The following is a 15,712-nucleotide window of genomic DNA, read 5'->3' on the forward strand; positions in this document are numbered from 1 at the left end:
AGCAGCAGGAGGGGCCTCAATTGTCCGCCACATCAAGGAGCACCGCCGGAGCGGCGGCCACGGCCATCAATAACACCCAGGTCCCCAAGCACGAGCAGCTGCGGTTGATCATACTCAAGCTCGCCAAAGAGGAACTGGAGCCCGGCGCCCGGCTTCCCAGCGAGCGGACGCTCATGGACTCCTACGGTGTCAGCCGCATTACGGTCCGCGCCGCCATCGGCCGCCTGGTCAACGAGGGGCACCTGGTCCGGGTTCCGGCGAAGGGTACCTTCGTGGCGGATTCCCCAGTGCAGTCAACACTCCACCTGGCTTCGTTCACGCAGGAAATGGAGGCGATGGGACACGTGCCCAGTACGGTGGTGCTGGTGGCCGAAGCGGGCGCTGCCCCCACGGATACGGCAGAGGCGCTCAGCCTGCCGCCGGGCTCCGAGGCCATCCACTTGAAGCGCCTCCGCCTGGCAGACGGCCGGCCGGTCAGCGTGGATGACGCCTGGTACAACCCCGAACATGCCCGCGGCCTTCTGGACATCGACCTGACCGGCTCGGTTTACAAAGCCCTCGCCGCGCAGTTCGGGCACCAGATCGACAGGGCACGGCAGAGCGTGCGGTCCGAGGGCGCCCCCGCGGATGTGGGGGCACTCCTCGGAACCGGCACGGGGGCGCCGGTGCTGGCCTTCGACCGGGTGTCCTATTCAGGCCCCCTTGCCATCGAACATTCACGTTCGTGGTACCGCTCCGACCGCTACTCGCTGAACATGGAAGTCCGGCTCTAGAAGCCAACCCCTAGTCCAGCGAGAACAGCTCCTGGCCGGCGGTGACCGTGCCGGCTCCAGTAAGCGTTGCCACGTCCGGCTTGGTATCGAGGACGACGACGGGACTCACCATCGAGTAACCTGCCGCAAGGGCGGCGGTGGGATCGACACGCATGACGGCAGCGCCGGCGTCGACAGTGTCGCCTTGGGCAATCAGCAGCTTAAAGCCTTCGCCTTTGAGCTTGACCGTATCGATGCCCACATGGGTGAGGACGCCGCGCCCCGAGGACTCAACCACAACAAAGGCGTGCGGCAGCAGCTTGACCACCTTTCCCGCCACGGGGGACACGACGTCGAACATCTCGCCCGCCGGCGGTTCCACTGCGGCGCCGGAACCCACCATCTGGCCGGCGAACACAGGGTCCGGGACTTCGGCAAGGCGAATTACGGTACCCGCGATGGGTGCCAGCACCACCAGGGACTGACCCACTAGAGGAGGTCCTCGATGTCTTCGGCCAGGTTGTCGGCCTCGGGGCCAACAATGACCTGGACAGCCGTGCCGGAGGTCAGCACGCCGTGGGCTCCGGCGGCCTTCAAGGAGGCCTCGTTCACGAGGGAACCATCTTTAACCTCCGTGCGAAGGCGGGTAATGCAGGCTTCAATCTCCACGATATTGCCGGCTCCGCCCAGTCCTTCAATGATCTTTTCTGCTTTGGACATGGTTGCCCTTTCTGATGGTGCCCGCTGGGAGCACTGCTTCCTCACCGGGGCCGGCGGCCCAAGTGCGACCAATTATGGCTTCCACTACCGGCCTTTTAAATGGCCCGGCGGGATTTCCCATTGCCTTGACAGGTACTCGTGGGATGAATCACACTGAACTGGTCATAACCAGACAGTACCGGCTGGAACCCCTCCTTTACAAGCCCCACCCGAACCCGCAGAGGTGCAACCATGTCAACATCCGAGACCGCCGCCATGGCTCCCGAAAAGAAGCCAAACAAGGCGTTTGCCACACTGCAGCGCCTGGGCCGCACCCTGATGCTGCCCATCGCCGTTCTTCCCGCCGCAGGCATCCTGCTGCGCATTGGCCAGGCCGACCTGCTTGGCGCCATTCCTGGATTCGAAGGCGGCGCCGCCGTCATCTCCGCAGCCGGCAATGCGGTCTTCACCTGGCTGCCGCTCATTTTTGCGGTGGGCATTGCCATCGGCTGGGCCAAGAAGGCCGATGGTTCCACTGCTTTGGCCGCCGTCGTTGGCTACATGGTGATCGACGGCGTCTTCAAGGCCATGTCCCCGCTGGTCCTGGCAGGACAGGTTGACCCGGCCGGCAAGCAGGCGATGATCAATTACGGCGTCCTGGCCGGCATTGTGGTGGGCCTGCTTTCCGCATCGCTGTGGCAGCGCTTCTACCGCACAAAACTGCCGGACTTCCTTGGATTCTTCAGCGGCCGCCGCCTGGTGCCCATCCTGACCTCCGTTTCCAGCCTGGTAGCCGGCGTCGTCCTTGCCTTGGCCTACCCGCTCTTCAACGCCGGCCTTTCCGCGGTGGGCCAGGCCGTGGCCAGCAATGCTGTTGCCGGCGGCGGCATCTACGGCTTCGCCAACCGCATGTTGATCCCCGCGGGACTGCACCACATCCTGAACTCCGGCGTCTGGTTCCTCATCGGCGACTACACCGACGCCTCGGGCCACCTGGTCCGCGGTGACCTCAACCGCTTCTTCGCCGGAGACCCCAGCGCGGGCATCTTCATGACCGGCTTCTTCCCCATCATGATGTTCGGCCTGCCTGCAGCAGCGCTTGCCATCTGGCGCCACGCCAAGCCCTCGCAGAAGAAGATCGTCGGCGGCATCATGCTCTCCACCGCACTGACCGCCTTCTTCACCGGCATCACCGAACCGCTTGAGTACTCCTTCATGTTCGTGGCTTTCCCGCTCTACATCGTCCACGCCGTCCTGACCGGAACGTCCATGGCCCTGGTCAACGCGCTGGGAATCCATCACGGGTTCACATTCTCTGCAGGCCTGATCGACTTTGTCCTCAACTTCGGCAAATCACAGAACGGCTGGCTGCTCATCCCCATAGGACTTGGCTACGCGGCGATCTACTACTTCCTCTTCTCCTTCGTCATCAAGCGCTGGAATCTGCGCACCCCCGGCCGCGAGGACGACGAAGTCACCGTGGAGACCGACGCCGCCAAGTAGCGCCACCGTTTTCATCCCCATCTCCCGCAACTGCAACCGGAAGCACCCAGAGCGCATGGAAATCATCATCCTTCCCACCCCTGACGACGTGGCCCGCACGGCCGCTGATGCCATCGAGGACCAAGTCCGCCGCGGCCCGTCCGTCCTGGGACTGGCCACCGGGTCCACCCCGCTGGGCACCTACCAGGAACTTATCGAACGGCACCGCAGCGGCGGCCTGAGCTTCGCGCAGGCCCAGGCGTTCCTGCTGGACGAGTACGTGGGACTGCCTGCCGGGCATCCGCAGTCATACCACTCGGTCATCCGGGAAGAATTCACGACCAGCGTGGACTTCGGCGACGGCGCGGTCCACGGACTGGACGGCATGGCCCGGGATCCGCAGGCGGAGGCCGCCGCTTACGAGGCCCGGATCGCCGCCGCGGGCGGCGTGGATATCCAGATTCTGGGCATCGGGACGGATGGCCATGTGGGCTTCAATGAACCCATGTCCTCGCTGGCCTCCCGTACGCGGATCAAGACGCTCACCCGGCAGACGCGCCTGGACAACGCCCGCTTCTTTGATGCACCGGAGGAGGTGCCGGACCATGTGCTGACCCAGGGCCTGGGAACCATCCGTGAGGCCCGGCACCTGCTGCTGCTGGCCATGGGGGAGGCCAAGGCAGAGGCTGTGGCTGCCGCCGTCGAAGGTCCCGTAGCGGCCATCTGCCCGGCGTCGGCCCTCCAGCTGCACCCGCACGTCTCGGTACTGGTGGACGAGGCCGCAGCCTCCCGGCTCGCCCACCGCGAGTATTACCAAGACACCTTCGGCCGGAAGCCGGCATGGCAGGGACTCTAAGCCGCGGGCTGGTGTCCGTGGAATGCACCGCGCCGCAGTTTGAGCTGGCCGTGGAGAATGCCGACGGCGTCCGGCTGGCCGCCGCCGTGGGCGCGGCCCGGGTTGAACTGTGCGCCGCCCTGGCGGAGACAGAGGGCGTCACGCCAAGCATCGGCACCATCGGGCAGGCGTGCGGCCTGGGCCTTCCCGTCCATGTCCTGGTGCGTCCGCGGCCGGGCAACTTCACCTATTCGCCCGGCGAGCTTGATGTCATTGAGCGCGATGCCGCTGCGGCTTTGGGTGCCGGAGCCGCGGGCGTGGTGGTTGGTGTCCTGGCATCCGACGGCGGCCCGGATGTCCAGGCAATCCGGCACATTGCGGCAGCAGCGCGGGCCGTGAGGCCGGATGCCGAAGTCACGTTCCACCGCGCGTTCGACGCAGCCCTGGCCGCCGGCCTGGACCCTGCCGGGGCGCTCTCCCGGCTGGAGCACGCAGGGGTGGACCGGGTCCTCACCAGTGGTGGGGCCCCCGACTGCGCCGCGGGGCTGGAGATGCTGCGCAGGATTGTGCGGCAGGGACGCCGGAGTGCTCCCTCGGTCCAGATCATGGCCGGTGGGGGTGTCACCCTGGCGCTGGTACCGTCGCTCCTTGAAGCGGGAGTCCATGCCGTGCACACCTCGGCGCGGCCCCGGCAAGGGGGCGGGGCGGGCGGGGACCGCGCCGGCGCCGCGGACCACGGACTGGCCGCCCGCATGGCTGCCGCCGTGGCGGCCGTGCCGCTGCCCCAACCCACGAACGAAGGACGGTAAACGATGGGCAAGGAACTGTTTCTTCGCGGCCGCATCGTCACCGCCTCGCTGGATATTGCGGACGGGGTGGTGGCGGCCGACGGCGGCCTGGTCACCTTCGCGGGCCCGGCGCAGGACTTCCCCGGGGTACTTCCGCCGGACGCACCCGCCAGACGCATCCTGGTGCCCGGACTGGTGGACGTGCACTGCCATGGCGCCTACGGTTCGGATTTCTCGGAGGGCGATCCCGACGGCGCCGAGCGGGCGGCACGCTACCTGCACAGCCGTGGGACCACCACGCTGCTGGCCAGCCTGGTTACCGGAGAGCCCGGGGACCTGGTCCGGAACCTGGAGATACTGCGGGAGCTGGCAGGCCTGGGGCTGATTGCCGGATCGCACCTGGAAGGTCCATTCCTCTCAGGCCAGCAGTGTGGCGCGCACGATCCCGTCCTGCTCCTGGAACCGGATCCTGAGGTGGTGGCCCGCATGCTGGCCGCGGCAGGGCCAACCCTGGCCTCCATGACCTTGGCGGCCGAGCTGCCCGGCGCCTCCGAACTTGCCGCCCTGCTTGCGGCCCGCGGCATCATCCCATCCCTGGGCCACACCGCCGCGGACCATGCGACAGCGGCAGCCTTCTTGTCGCGCGCGGCCGCGGCTTTGGACTCGGCCGGCAATTCCACCGGCAGGAACCGCCCAACGGTAACCCACCTGTTCAATGCCATGCCTCCGCTTCACCACCGCTCCCCCGGGCCAGTATCGGCGAGCCTCAGCGCAGCCAAGGCCGGGCAGGCTGTGGTGGAGCTGATTGCCGATGGCGTGCATCTGGCACCGGAAACCGTGAAGTTGGTGTTTGACCTTGTGGGGCCGCACAACATCACGCTGGTGACCGATTCGATGGCCGCCACCGGGCTGGAGGACGGACAGTACAGGCTGGGGTCCCTCTCCGTCACAGTTGCCGGCGGCGTAGCCCGGGTTGACGCCACTGGCGCCATTGCCGGCGGCACCAGCACGTTGCTGGACGTCATCCGCTCCTGCGTTGCTGCCGGAGTTCCGTTGCGGGATGCCGTCACCTCCGCGTCGGCAGTCCCGGCATCGTTGCTGGGTCTCTCGGCGTATGCGGGCGACCTGCGCGCCGGAATGCAGGCCGACGTCGTCGTTCTTGACCAGGACCTGAACCTGAAGGCAGTGCTGCGAAGCGGCGAATGGGTCACCGCACCCGGCTGAGCTGCATTGCGGCGATGGGCGTCTGCTGCCGTGGCCTACCCACGACCTATTATTGTCAGTGCCTCGTAGGACGATGTTTTTATGGAAATCAGTACTGACCTGGCGGCGGTGATGGAGGGCGTTCGTGCCTCCGTTGCTGCGTTGGATGTACTGGTTCTGGAAGACGCTTCCCTCGATTCAGCTGGTTTGGGGGCCGTCGCAGGTGCCGCTGTTGATGTGTTGCAGCGGCGGTACGAGTTGTGTCTGGAGCGGTTGGCGGCCGTGTGGCGGTTGGAGGCTCAGCTCGCGGCGGTCAAGGCGCGCGATGCGGCGGAGTGCGTCGGTTTCCAGCAGGCACTGCTTGCCCCTGACGCCCCGGTGGATGAGCGCATGTTTTCGGAGATGTCCGCGGTGGAGGAGATCGCCGGTGTCCTGACAGTGAGTTCTGGGGCGGCGGGTGCTTTGGTGGAGCAGTCCCGGCGGATGTGTTCATTGCCGCGGGTGATGGGTGCATTGTCGTCTGGGTCGGTGTCGTGGCAGCATGCCAGGATTGTCGCCGATGAAACCGAGGGGCTCACCCCGGACGGGGCTGCTGCCTTAGTGGCGCACTTCTTCGACCCCGACGCCCCCAACCCCGCCCGCGGCGCCGCGGCCGGTGAACTGGTGCCCGCCCGGTTCCGCGCGAAGGTCCGCGCCTGGCGGGAACGCCGCCACCCCGAAACCCTCGAAAAACGCCACGCCAAAGGCGTCGCGGACCGGCGGATGGAATACACCCCGGACCGCGACGGCATGGCCTGGCTCTCGCTCTACCTCCCCGGCGACACCGCCTGCGCCATCTGGAACCGCACCACCGCCACCGCCCACGGCCTCCAAGGCCCTAACGAGCCCCGCACCCTCACCCAACTCCGCCCCGACATCGCAGCAGCACTCCTCCTCGGCGCAGGAAACACCACGGCCACGGGTGATCCTGCGGGAACAACTACCGGGAGTAGCGGTGGTGTTGGCAAGGTTCCCACCCCGCGGGCCGATGTCCTGGTCACCGTGCCGGTGTTCGCGCTGCTCGGACTCACCGATGAGCCGGCCGTGCTGGACGGCATGGGCCCGATCCCGGCGTCGATGGCGCGGAGGCTTGTCGCGGACGGGGCGGAGTCGTTCTACCGGGTCCTGGTCGACCCCCGCGACGGGGCACCCCTGGAGATCGGACGCACCCGCTACCGGCTCCCCGAAACCATCAAACAATAGATCCGCATGCGGGACCGGAAATGCACCTTCCCCGGCTGCACCAACCACACCCCCGACAACCACACCGACCACCTCACAGCCTGGGAACACGGCGGCAGAACAGCCGTCCGGAACCTGGCCCAGCTATGCCCCAAACATCACCGCTTGAAACACGCCCGCACCTGGACCCCCGACCCCGCCACCAACAACGGACCGCCCGGCTGGACCTCACCCACCGGCCGCCACTACAACCCCGAACACCAAGACCCCGGACCAACCCACTGGCCACCAGGCACCCTCCCGGGGCAACGAAGCCTCCTAGAGGAAGCGCTCCTGGAGCGCCTCGCCGTCTAAGACTGGCCACGTAGGTTGAGACTGACTGTCAGGCTGCGGCGGAGCAGCGGTTACGCATACCTGGTTTACTGCCGACGCCCATGTGGCTATGCAGCCTCGGGCGCTCCCCCAAGGCGGCGACGAAGTGGAATCCGCAAGGCACGCTCCCTGGCGGCCAGGGCCCGGAGCCGGGGCACCACCCCCATGGCCAGGGGCGGTCCGTGCCCGGGTGCCAGCAACCGTGGGCCCAGCTCCGCCAGGCGCCTGGCTGATTCCATGGCCAGCTTCCAGTTCCACGTGGTGTACCAGGGAGGCCCGGACAGATCCTGTCTTCCCGGCAGGAGCCCGCGAATCGAGTTCAAGTTGACCGTCACAACAGCATCACCAGTGATCAGGACACCGTCGCGGGATCGCCAGTAGGCCACGTGTCCGGCAGTGTGGCCGGGCGTTGGGACGGCGACCCACTCGGGTAAACCTGGCATTTTTCCGTCCCGGGGCAGGCTCTGCACCACGTCGGTGATGTCGCCGGCTGCTTCAACCCGCCGGCGTGCACGGGCCGGCAGGGACCACAGGAACGGGGCGATGAGCCACCGGTCCAACGGCATGGAGAACTCAGGGATGTACCGCCCGGCAGCCATGGGCAATTCAGCCTGGTGGACGAACACCGGGATGTCCCACCGCCGTGCCAGGGCCCCGGCAGCGCCCGAGTGGTCGGGATGGATGTGCGTCAGGAAGATGGCTGCGGGCGCAGTCCCGGATCCGAGCATGTCTTCCACAGCCTTGCGGACCGGCTCCGCACTGGCCGCCCATCCGCAGTCAACCATCACCCACGCGGAACCTGACCTCACAAGGTAGAGATTTGAGGCCATGGGCCCTGAACCGGTGGTCATGAGGACCACTCCGGAGGCAATCTCCCGTGGTTCTGAAATCCGCACCATCATGAATCACACCACTGGGTGGCGAAGCAAAGTGCGCAGCTTTTCCGGTGCGCTGCGTCGCGGATCGCCGAGGTAGATCTCATGGTGCCGCCCCCGGACCTTCAATCCGGCGGCCGTGATGGCCGCGTCCAGAAGGGCGATGGTCTGGCCTTCATCCGCGTAGGGACCGATATGGAGCGCCTGCGCGCAGCGGCCCTCTTCCCAACGCTCGAAGCGGACCAACTCCAAACTGGGAAGCCCTTTGGGACGGGCTTCTTCCACGGCCCGCTCAAGAAGGGCTTCATCGATCGGTTCAGGCTGCACCATCATGGCCTGCCAGCGCCATGACTCCCGGGCAAAGCCCCCGAGTCCCGTGAAGCCTGCGCTCACGGCTTCCGTCGGCTCCGTGTGATCCGGGTCCTCGAACCACCACAAGGCTTCGAGGGGCATCACTTTTGTCACCTCACCGGACTGCTTCTTAAGACCAAAGTGTGCCGCGTAGCTGACGGTAAACAACGCCTGCACCGCCCCGGCGAATGCTGGCCCATCAGGGTCCCCTTGACCCTGGACGACAGCGAAGAGCAGCGGAGGAATGTCCACGAAGTCGACAGTTCCTTTGCGGGTTTTGTAGAGAGACGCAATGTCCTGCCGGAGGTCACTCACCGTACACGCAGCCAACCCATGGAGCCAGTTTTCCCCGGCGTGACAGCAGCCAGTAGGGCCGAATGTCCTTACTACCCGTCCGCCCGCACTACCCGTCGGCCCCGGGCAGGCACACTTCTACGGTGTCCCCGGTGACGCGCGTTTCGAAGACCGGCTGCCTGGACGTGGCGGGACCGGCCTTCACTTCGCCCGTGCGCAGTGCGAACGTGCTCCGGTGCCAGGGGCAGACCACGCATGCGTCCCCGCCGACGTCCTTGATCTTGCCTTCGTGAAGCGGTCCGGAAAGGTGGCTGCAGACATCGGACAGCACATTGATGGTGGTGCCCTCGCGGTGGACCAGCAGCGGAATACCGGCCACGACGCGCTTATGGAGGCCGCCCTCCGGCAGTTCGGCCAGCGGGGACAGCGGATGCCAGCCGGAGGGAAAGCGGTGCGGAATCTCCTCGCTGTGGTTGACCCCTGCGGCTTGGCGGTAGGTCAGGTGCCCGCCAAGGAACCCGCCGGCGCCCACAGTGGCGAGCCCCAGGTACGCAAGCACCTTGCCGCCGCCCTGGCCGCCCCTGGCCCGCTGGACGAGTGATGCAATGTAGAGGCCGGTTGCCGTGACGTTGGCCGCCGCGTGCACCAGGCCCACCCGCTGCTGCTGCGGGTGCAGCTGCGACCAGTCCATGAGCCCGGCCAGCGCGGACGGAAGCACGCTTGCGGTGCCCACACCGATCAACAACCTGGCAGCTTTTTCGCCACCGGGAACGGCATCAAGCACGCCCGCCGAGACCCAGGCGCCAATCGGCACCTGGACAGCGAGGGGGTGGACCGGGTGGCCGATGGGGACGCCGTGCAGGATGTCCCGGGCCCACTGGGGCTTAATGACTTTCTTGACGGCTTTCCGGACAGTCCTGGCCAACGGGTCAAGCCATTCGGCATCTTCGAAACGGGTGACAAGCTCAAGTGCGGGCAACGGTTTCATGTGTCCTCCCTTACCCCAATCGCCGCAATCCACTCATCACAGAACACCCTGTCCAGGAAACCTGTTTATTGGGCAGGCTGCCTCCGGCGCCGTCAGCGCAGGGGTGACCCCACAACGGCAAACCGGTGGCCTCCCATCTCCCCTGAGAGCAGCGGCATCGCCTCGGCGATTGCGGCGCGCGTGCTGGCCAGTTCCAGCGACGCCTGGTGCGCTTCCGCGGATTCCCAGAGTTCGGAAACAAAGACGGTGTCCGGCAGGTCATCGTTGATGCCCACCTCATAGAGAAGGCAGCCGGCTTCCTTCATCCCGGGCTTGGGCCGGAGCAGGATGGCCACGAGGGCGTCGCGCTGGCCTGGCTTGGTTCCAAGAAGTCCCACATTGGCAAACGTCATGGGGACATTGTGCAGCATGGGGCTGAAGGAGGTGGTGAACCTACGGGACCACCGCCGGCGCGGCGGGCTCCGCAGGGACGCCGCCTGACACAGCGCTTTGGTGGGCAGGCCCGACGGCGGAGCGCGGCGCTTCCTCTTGCGGCACCTTGGTGGGGGCTGGCTGCCCGGCCGCTTCCGCCGTCGTACCTTCACCGGCAAATGCACGCAACATGGCGGCGCGGTCGAACTGCCCTTCCCACTTGGCCACGACAAAGGTGGCCACGCAGTTTCCCAGCAGGTTCACCACGACGCGCATGGAGTCCATCAGCCGGTCGGCGCCCAGCAGCAGCGCGACGCCGGCCACCGGGAAGATGCCCAGCGCCCCCGCGGTGGCGGAAAGGGCCAGGAAGGCGGAACCGGGAACGCCCGCCATGCCCTTGGATGTCAGCATCAGGACTCCCAGGGCCGCCAACTGCTGGCCCAGGTCCAGGTTGTAGCCAAATGCCTGCGCCAGGAAAAGCAGCGAGATGGAGAGGTACAGGGCGGCCCCGTCAAGGTTGAAGGAGTAGCCGGTGGGAACCACCAGCCCGGTGGTGGCACGCGAGCAGCCGGCGTTGGTCAGCTTGGTCATGATCCGGGGCAGTACGGACTCCGTGGACGCCGTCCCCAGCGCCAGGAGGAACTCCTCGCGCGTATATTTCATGAACTGCCACAGCGGCACCCGCGGGTAGGCCCACGCCACCACGAACAGCAGCCCGATGAATGCCACCGCGGCGCCGTAACAGGCCGCAATCAGCACAGCGTACGTCCCCAGGGAATCGAGGCCGTACTGGCCGATGATGAAGGCCATGGCACCGAAGGCACCCACCGGCGCTGCCCGCATCACCCAGGCCATGATCTTGAAGAACAGTTCCAGCACCGTTTCCATCAGGGTGATCACCGGCAGGCAGCGTTCACGTCCGACGACGACGATCGCCGCCCCGAAGAACACGGAGAAGCACAGGACCTGCAGGAGGTTGTTGCCGGCAAAGGCGCCAATGACGCTGGTGGGGATGATGCCCAGCAGGAAGGCTCCGGCATCCTTGGGCGGGGCGGTGGCGGTTTTGGCATTGAGGGCATCCTGGGACAGGGTTGCGGGGTCGATGTTGAGCCCGGCTCCCGGCTGCACCAGGTTCCCCACCACCAGCCCGAAGACCAGCGCGAACAGGGTGGCACCCGTGAAGTAGGCCAGGGCCTTGATACCCACCCGGCCCACGGCCTTCACGTCGCTGACCGCGGCGATGCCGGTGACGATGACCAGGAAAATCAGCGGCGCGATGATCATCTTGATCAGCTGGATGAAGCCGTCGCCCAGCGGACGGAGCCCTGCGCCGAGGTCCGGCCAGAAGTGGCCCACCAGGATACCCGCCACCACCGCCGCGAGGATCTGGACGAAGAGGGACCTGTACAGCGGTTTCGTGCGTGGCGCGGATGCCGGAACTTGCGGCTGCGGTGCGGGCGCGGTGGTATTCATGCGGGGTGCCTGTTCGTTAGGGAGGACGTCATCCAGGAGGACGCCTGCTTCGGACGGCGGCGCCATCGGACGCCGCAGGATCACCCCAACGGTAGGAAACGGATGTTTCCGGAAAGATAAATCCGTAATGCGGAACTATTAAAGATGAAGCGTGCTATCCAGGGGACGTGTGCGCTGTTGCGGCGCAATGCCCGCTCACTCCGCGGCACCCAGGCTTCCGGCATGCACGACGGCGCCACTCGCCGTCGTGTCTTCCTTCAGCATCCAGCCCACCCGCTTGACGGTGCGCAGCATCACCGCACTTTCCACGATCTCGATGCCCGGCACCTTCTGCTGCAGCGCCAGTTCGGCGGACATGACATCCGCCAGCGTGTGGAGCCACATGATGATGACAAAGTTGGTGGGCCCGGTGGTGGAGGCACTCAACCGGACATTGCTGATGGTGCGGATCCCGGCGGCAGCCGCCTCATGCTGGCCCGCTGGTACGTTGACAAACCACTGGCAGGTCACCGGAAACGACGAATACCGCTGGGCGATCTCGCAGCGGAACGACAGGATGCCGCTTGCCAGCACGCGGTTCAACTGACGCTGCACGGTTGCCGGGTGCCGTCCGAGGGAGCGGGCCATCCCAGCCGCCGTCGCGCGGCCGTCCCTGGCAAGGAACGGCAGCAGGTCGAGGTGGCTCTGCGGAAGGTGGCCGGGCCGAGCGGAATCCGGAACAGCCGGGGAGCCAAGCGTGCGCAGCGTGGCCAACTGTGAACGGCTCAGGACATTCAACCGCCAGTCGTCGCCACTGCTGTGCAGCCGGGTGCACAGGGCCACCTGGTATTTTGTGAGCCCCTCAACCGCTTTGAGGCGGGTAATGATCTTGTCGCTGAACTCCTCCAGTGAACGTGTGATGACGGTCAGCATCAGGTCGCGGTTGCTGGCCGCCTCCTCCACCGTCACGATCTCGGGAACAGCAGCCAGTTCCGCCGTGACACTGTCCCGGCGGTTCATTTCGCAGTCCACCGCCACGTAGGCCAGGAGCATCTGCTTCGGGTCACCCGCCAGGTGCGCCGTCACCCACGCCGCCCCGCTTTCCGTAAGGCGCTCCCAGCGGGCCGCCAGCGTGGTGGCATGCTCGTCCAGTACCTTGGCAGCGTCCGTCCACCCCAGGCGCGGCGCGGCCTGCAGGACCTGGATCAGGGCAAGGTCATCCTCACTGAGCTCCATCGGACCACCTTTCTTTGATGCGCGAATTCTGCCCGCAAACGGCATTCCACGAATAATTCCAGCGCTTTTGTCTGATGTGAACCACGCCACTTCAGAATAGTCCACAAGCCCTGATGCCTATTTCCAAGGAGTGACACGTGCCCATAACCGACGACGCCAAGGACCTGCAGGAAGACCTCATCCGGCTCCGCCACGACCTGCACCGGCAGCCGGAAATTGGCCTGCACCTCCCCCGCACCCAGGAGCGGGTCCTTCAGGCGCTGGACGGACTTCCCTACGAGATCACGCTGGGCAAGGACACGAGTTCGGTCACCGCGGTCCTGCGCGGCGGGCACCCGGGCGGGGAGCAGGGGAACGGCGGCAGCAGTGCCGGGGACAGCCATGCCGGGGACAGCGCGGTCCGCCCCGCCGTCCTGCTTCGCGCCGACATGGACGGGTTGCCTGTCCAGGAGAAGACCGGCGTGGACTTCACCTCCCAGGCTGACGGTGCCATGCACGCGTGTGGCCACGACCTGCACACCTCCATGCTCGCCGGTGCCGCCACCCTTTTGGCCGAGAAGAGGCACCAACTCCGTGGCGACGTCGTCCTCATGTTCCAGCCGGGTGAGGAAGGGTTCGACGGCGCCAGCTACATGCTCCGGGAAGGTGTCCTGGACGCCGCGGGCACGCGCGTCCAGGCGGCCTACGGCATGCACGTGTTCTCCTCACTGGAACCGCATGGCACTTTCTGCACCAAGCCCGGCGTCATGCTCAGCGCCTCCGACGGGCTTGAAGTCACGGTGCTGGGCGCCGGCGGCCACGGCTCGGCCCCGCACTCGGCGAAGGATCCGGTGACCGTGGCGGCAGAGATGGTGACTGCCCTGCAGGTCATGGTCACCCGGCAGTTCAACATGTTCGATCCCGTGGTCCTGTCCGTGGGCGTGCTCCATGCCGGCACCAAACGGAACGTCATCCCCGAATCGGCCCGCATCGAGGCCACCATCCGGACGTTCTCCGAAGCATCGCGCCTGAAGATGATGGACGCCGTGCCGCGCCTGCTCAAGGGAATCGCCGCCGCGCATGGGGTGGAGGTCGCCGTCGACTACCTGCAGGAGTATCCCCTCACCATCACCAGCGAGGACGAAACCCACACCGCCGAAAAGGTGATCACCGAGCTCTTCGGCGAGCGCCGCCTCTCGCGCTGGGCCACCCCCTCAGCGGCTCGGAGGACTTCTCCCGGGTCCTCGAAGAGGTACCGGGCACCTTTGTGGGGCTCAGCGCCGTGGCCCCGGGCGGCGATCCGGCAACCTCGCCGTTCAACCATTCACCCTACGCAACGTTCCACGACGGCGTGCTGGCTGACGGGGCCGCCCTCTATGCGGAACTCGCCATCTCCCGGCTGGCCGCCCTTTCGCAGGCCTCCTAGCCCGGCAGCACCGCCACCATGCCCCAACCCACCAGGAAGAAGACCATGTCCGTTGCAGCAACCAAGCCACAGACTGGACGCATGTCCACCGCCAAGACCGTCGTCGGCACCGGCATCGGCAACGCCGTTGAGTGGTACGACTGGGCCATCTACGCCACGTTTACCCCGTTCATTGCCAGCCAGCTGTTCAGCAAAGCGGACCCGGCATCGGCCGTCCTGTCCACGCTGGCGATCTTCGCCGTGGGCTTCGTGGCCCGGCCCTTCGGCGGCTTCCTCTTCGGCTGGATCGGCGACCGGGTGGGCCGCAAGACGTCGATGACGCTCGCCGTCGGCCTCGCGTCGCTGGGCAGCCTGATGATCGGCGTCGCCCCCACCTTTGCCAGCGTCGGGGCGTTCGCTTCCCTGATGCTGCTGGTGGCCCGGCTGGTGCAGGGCCTGGCGCACGGCGGTGAGCTGCCGTCGTCGCAAACGTATCTGTCCGAGATGGCTCCCAAGGAGCACCGCGGCTTCTGGGCCACCCTGATCTACACGTCGGGGACGGTGGGCATCCTCTTCGGCACGCTGCTGGGAGCCGTGCTGAACATGGCCCTGAGCACCGAGGCGATGAACGCGTGGGGCTGGCGAGTGCCGTTCCTCATCGGTGCCGCCATGGGCCTGTACGCGCTGATCATGCGGTCGCGGCTGCACGAAACCGAGGCCTTCCAGGGCGAAGCCGTCACCGAAAAGCGCGCGCGGATCTGGCCGCAGATTGTCCGCTACCGCAAGCAGGCGCTGCAGGTCATCGGCCTGACCGTGGGCCTCACGGTCATTTATTACATCTGGGGCGTCGTGGCACCGAGCTACGCCACCACCGCCCTGAAGATCGACCGCGGCGAGGCATTGTGGGCCGGCGTCATCGCGAATATCGTCTTCATCGCCGCGCTGCCGGTATGGGGCAAGCTGTCCGACCGCATCGGCCGCAAGAAAGTCCTCTGGGCCGGCGCCATCGGCTCGGCAGTGCTGCACTTCCCCATGACCTGGCTCCTGAAGGATTCGGCCTGGCAGCTGGCGGTGTCCATGTCCGTGATGCTGGTGTTCATCGCCGCGAGCGCAGCCATCGTCCCCGCCGTGTACGCCGAGCTGTTCCCAACGTCCATCCGCACCGTAGGCGTGGGCGTCCCCTACTCCATCTGCGTGGCCCTGTTCGGTGGCACCGCCCCTTACCTGCAGCAGTGGCTGGGTTCCTCGCTTGGCGCGCCGCAGGTGTTCAATGCGTACGCAGTGCTGCTGCTGGTGGTCAGCGCGGCATTTGTGTTCACCATCCCTGAGACCAAGGGCAAGGACCTGACGCACTGACCGTCCCGCTGCC

Annotated in this window: 16 protein-coding genes and 1 pseudogene; 9 read left to right on the top strand and 8 right to left on the bottom strand. The window is 66.5% G+C overall.

Annotation, left to right across the window (positions count from 1 at the left end; genetic code table 11):
- Positions 1 to 20 precede the first annotated feature (20 nt).
- Entirely contained in the window at positions 21 to 773 is a 753-nt protein-coding gene (locus tag OUO20_RS14765; RefSeq protein WP_142070787.1) for a GntR family transcriptional regulator, read from the top strand.
- A 10-nt stretch (positions 774 to 783) separates the two neighbouring features.
- Here the strand turns inward: OUO20_RS14765 and OUO20_RS14770 are convergent, their stop codons facing one another.
- The gene (locus tag OUO20_RS14770; RefSeq protein ID WP_018770721.1) at positions 784 to 1,242 is read right to left on the bottom strand and encodes a PTS sugar transporter subunit IIA; all 459 of its coding nucleotides are present in this window, start codon (positions 1,240 to 1,242) and stop codon (positions 784 to 786) included.
- Positions 1,242 to 1,472, bottom strand: a complete 231-nt coding sequence (locus OUO20_RS14775) for a glucose PTS transporter subunit EIIB (protein WP_018770722.1) — start codon at positions 1,470 to 1,472, stop codon at positions 1,242 to 1,244. Before OUO20_RS14775 ends, OUO20_RS14770 begins: the two co-directional genes overlap by 1 nt.
- A 231-nt stretch (positions 1,473 to 1,703) precedes the next feature.
- Between OUO20_RS14775 and OUO20_RS14780 the strand changes: the two genes are divergently transcribed.
- From OUO20_RS14780 to OUO20_RS21560, 6 genes are all read left to right on the top strand, one after another.
- On the top strand, positions 1,704 to 2,954 hold the full coding sequence (locus OUO20_RS14780) for a PTS transporter subunit EIIC (protein ID WP_268002042.1): 1,251 nt from the start codon (positions 1,704 to 1,706) through the stop codon (positions 2,952 to 2,954).
- Positions 2,955 to 3,009: 55 nt separating this feature from the next.
- Entirely contained in the window at positions 3,010 to 3,789 is a 780-nt protein-coding gene (gene nagB / locus OUO20_RS14785; protein ID WP_268002043.1) for a glucosamine-6-phosphate deaminase, read from the top strand.
- Entirely contained in the window at positions 3,774 to 4,577 is an 804-nt protein-coding gene (locus OUO20_RS14790; RefSeq protein WP_268002044.1) for a copper homeostasis protein CutC, read from the top strand. The genes nagB and OUO20_RS14790 overlap by 16 nt, the downstream gene beginning before the upstream one ends.
- Positions 4,578 to 4,580: 3 nt before the next feature.
- Complete coding sequence (locus OUO20_RS14795) at positions 4,581 to 5,780, top strand: N-acetylglucosamine-6-phosphate deacetylase (protein WP_268002045.1); 1,200 nt, start codon at positions 4,581 to 4,583, stop codon at positions 5,778 to 5,780.
- Between the two features lie 81 nt (positions 5,781 to 5,861).
- The gene (locus OUO20_RS14800) at positions 5,862 to 7,001 is read left to right on the top strand and encodes a DUF222 domain-containing protein (RefSeq protein WP_326498042.1); all 1,140 of its coding nucleotides are present in this window, start codon (positions 5,862 to 5,864) and stop codon (positions 6,999 to 7,001) included.
- A 6-nt stretch (positions 7,002 to 7,007) separates the two neighbouring features.
- Positions 7,008 to 7,334 (top strand): HNH endonuclease signature motif containing protein, encoded by a 327-nt coding sequence (locus tag OUO20_RS21560; RefSeq protein WP_326498043.1) that lies wholly within the window; start codon positions 7,008 to 7,010, stop codon positions 7,332 to 7,334.
- 86 nt (positions 7,335 to 7,420) lie between these two features.
- Here OUO20_RS21560 and OUO20_RS14805 read toward each other — a convergent pair whose 3' ends face one another.
- The 6 genes from OUO20_RS14805 to OUO20_RS14830 all read right to left on the bottom strand — a co-directional run bounded on the left by OUO20_RS14805 (position 7,421) and on the right by OUO20_RS14830 (position 12,959).
- Entirely contained in the window at positions 7,421 to 8,254 is an 834-nt protein-coding gene (locus tag OUO20_RS14805) for an MBL fold metallo-hydrolase (protein WP_018771738.1), read from the bottom strand.
- A 3-nt stretch (positions 8,255 to 8,257) separates the two neighbouring features.
- Positions 8,258 to 8,830 (bottom strand): GyrI-like domain-containing protein, encoded by a 573-nt coding sequence (locus OUO20_RS14810; RefSeq protein WP_268002046.1) that lies wholly within the window; start codon positions 8,828 to 8,830, stop codon positions 8,258 to 8,260.
- A 151-nt stretch (positions 8,831 to 8,981) separates the two neighbouring features.
- Positions 8,982 to 9,860, bottom strand: coding sequence for a Rieske 2Fe-2S domain-containing protein (locus tag OUO20_RS14815; protein WP_134165102.1), 879 nt, complete (start codon positions 9,858 to 9,860; stop codon positions 8,982 to 8,984).
- A 92-nt stretch (positions 9,861 to 9,952) separates the two neighbouring features.
- Entirely contained in the window at positions 9,953 to 10,252 is a 300-nt protein-coding gene (locus OUO20_RS14820) for a putative quinol monooxygenase (RefSeq protein WP_026266145.1), read from the bottom strand.
- Positions 10,253 to 10,292: 40 nt separating this feature from the next.
- Positions 10,293 to 11,744, bottom strand: coding sequence for a cation:dicarboxylate symporter family transporter (locus OUO20_RS14825; RefSeq protein ID WP_268002047.1), 1,452 nt, complete (start codon positions 11,742 to 11,744; stop codon positions 10,293 to 10,295).
- Between the two features lie 195 nt (positions 11,745 to 11,939).
- A complete protein-coding gene (locus OUO20_RS14830; RefSeq protein WP_018771743.1) occupies positions 11,940 to 12,959 on the bottom strand; it encodes an Lrp/AsnC family transcriptional regulator in 1,020 nt (339 codons plus the stop codon).
- A 137-nt stretch (positions 12,960 to 13,096) separates the two neighbouring features.
- On the opposite strand from OUO20_RS14830, the pseudogene OUO20_RS14835 reads away from it, so the two are divergent.
- Positions 13,097 to 14,364 (top strand): annotated as a pseudogene (locus OUO20_RS14835) (M20 metallopeptidase family protein).
- Between the two features lie 45 nt (positions 14,365 to 14,409).
- A complete protein-coding gene (locus OUO20_RS14840) occupies positions 14,410 to 15,699 on the top strand; it encodes an MFS transporter (protein WP_026266147.1) in 1,290 nt (429 codons plus the stop codon).
- Positions 15,700 to 15,712 lie beyond the last annotated feature (13 nt).

It is taken from the genome of Arthrobacter sp. FX8, from assembly GCF_026723805.1.
Classification (GTDB): domain Bacteria; phylum Actinomycetota; class Actinomycetes; order Actinomycetales; family Micrococcaceae; genus Arthrobacter.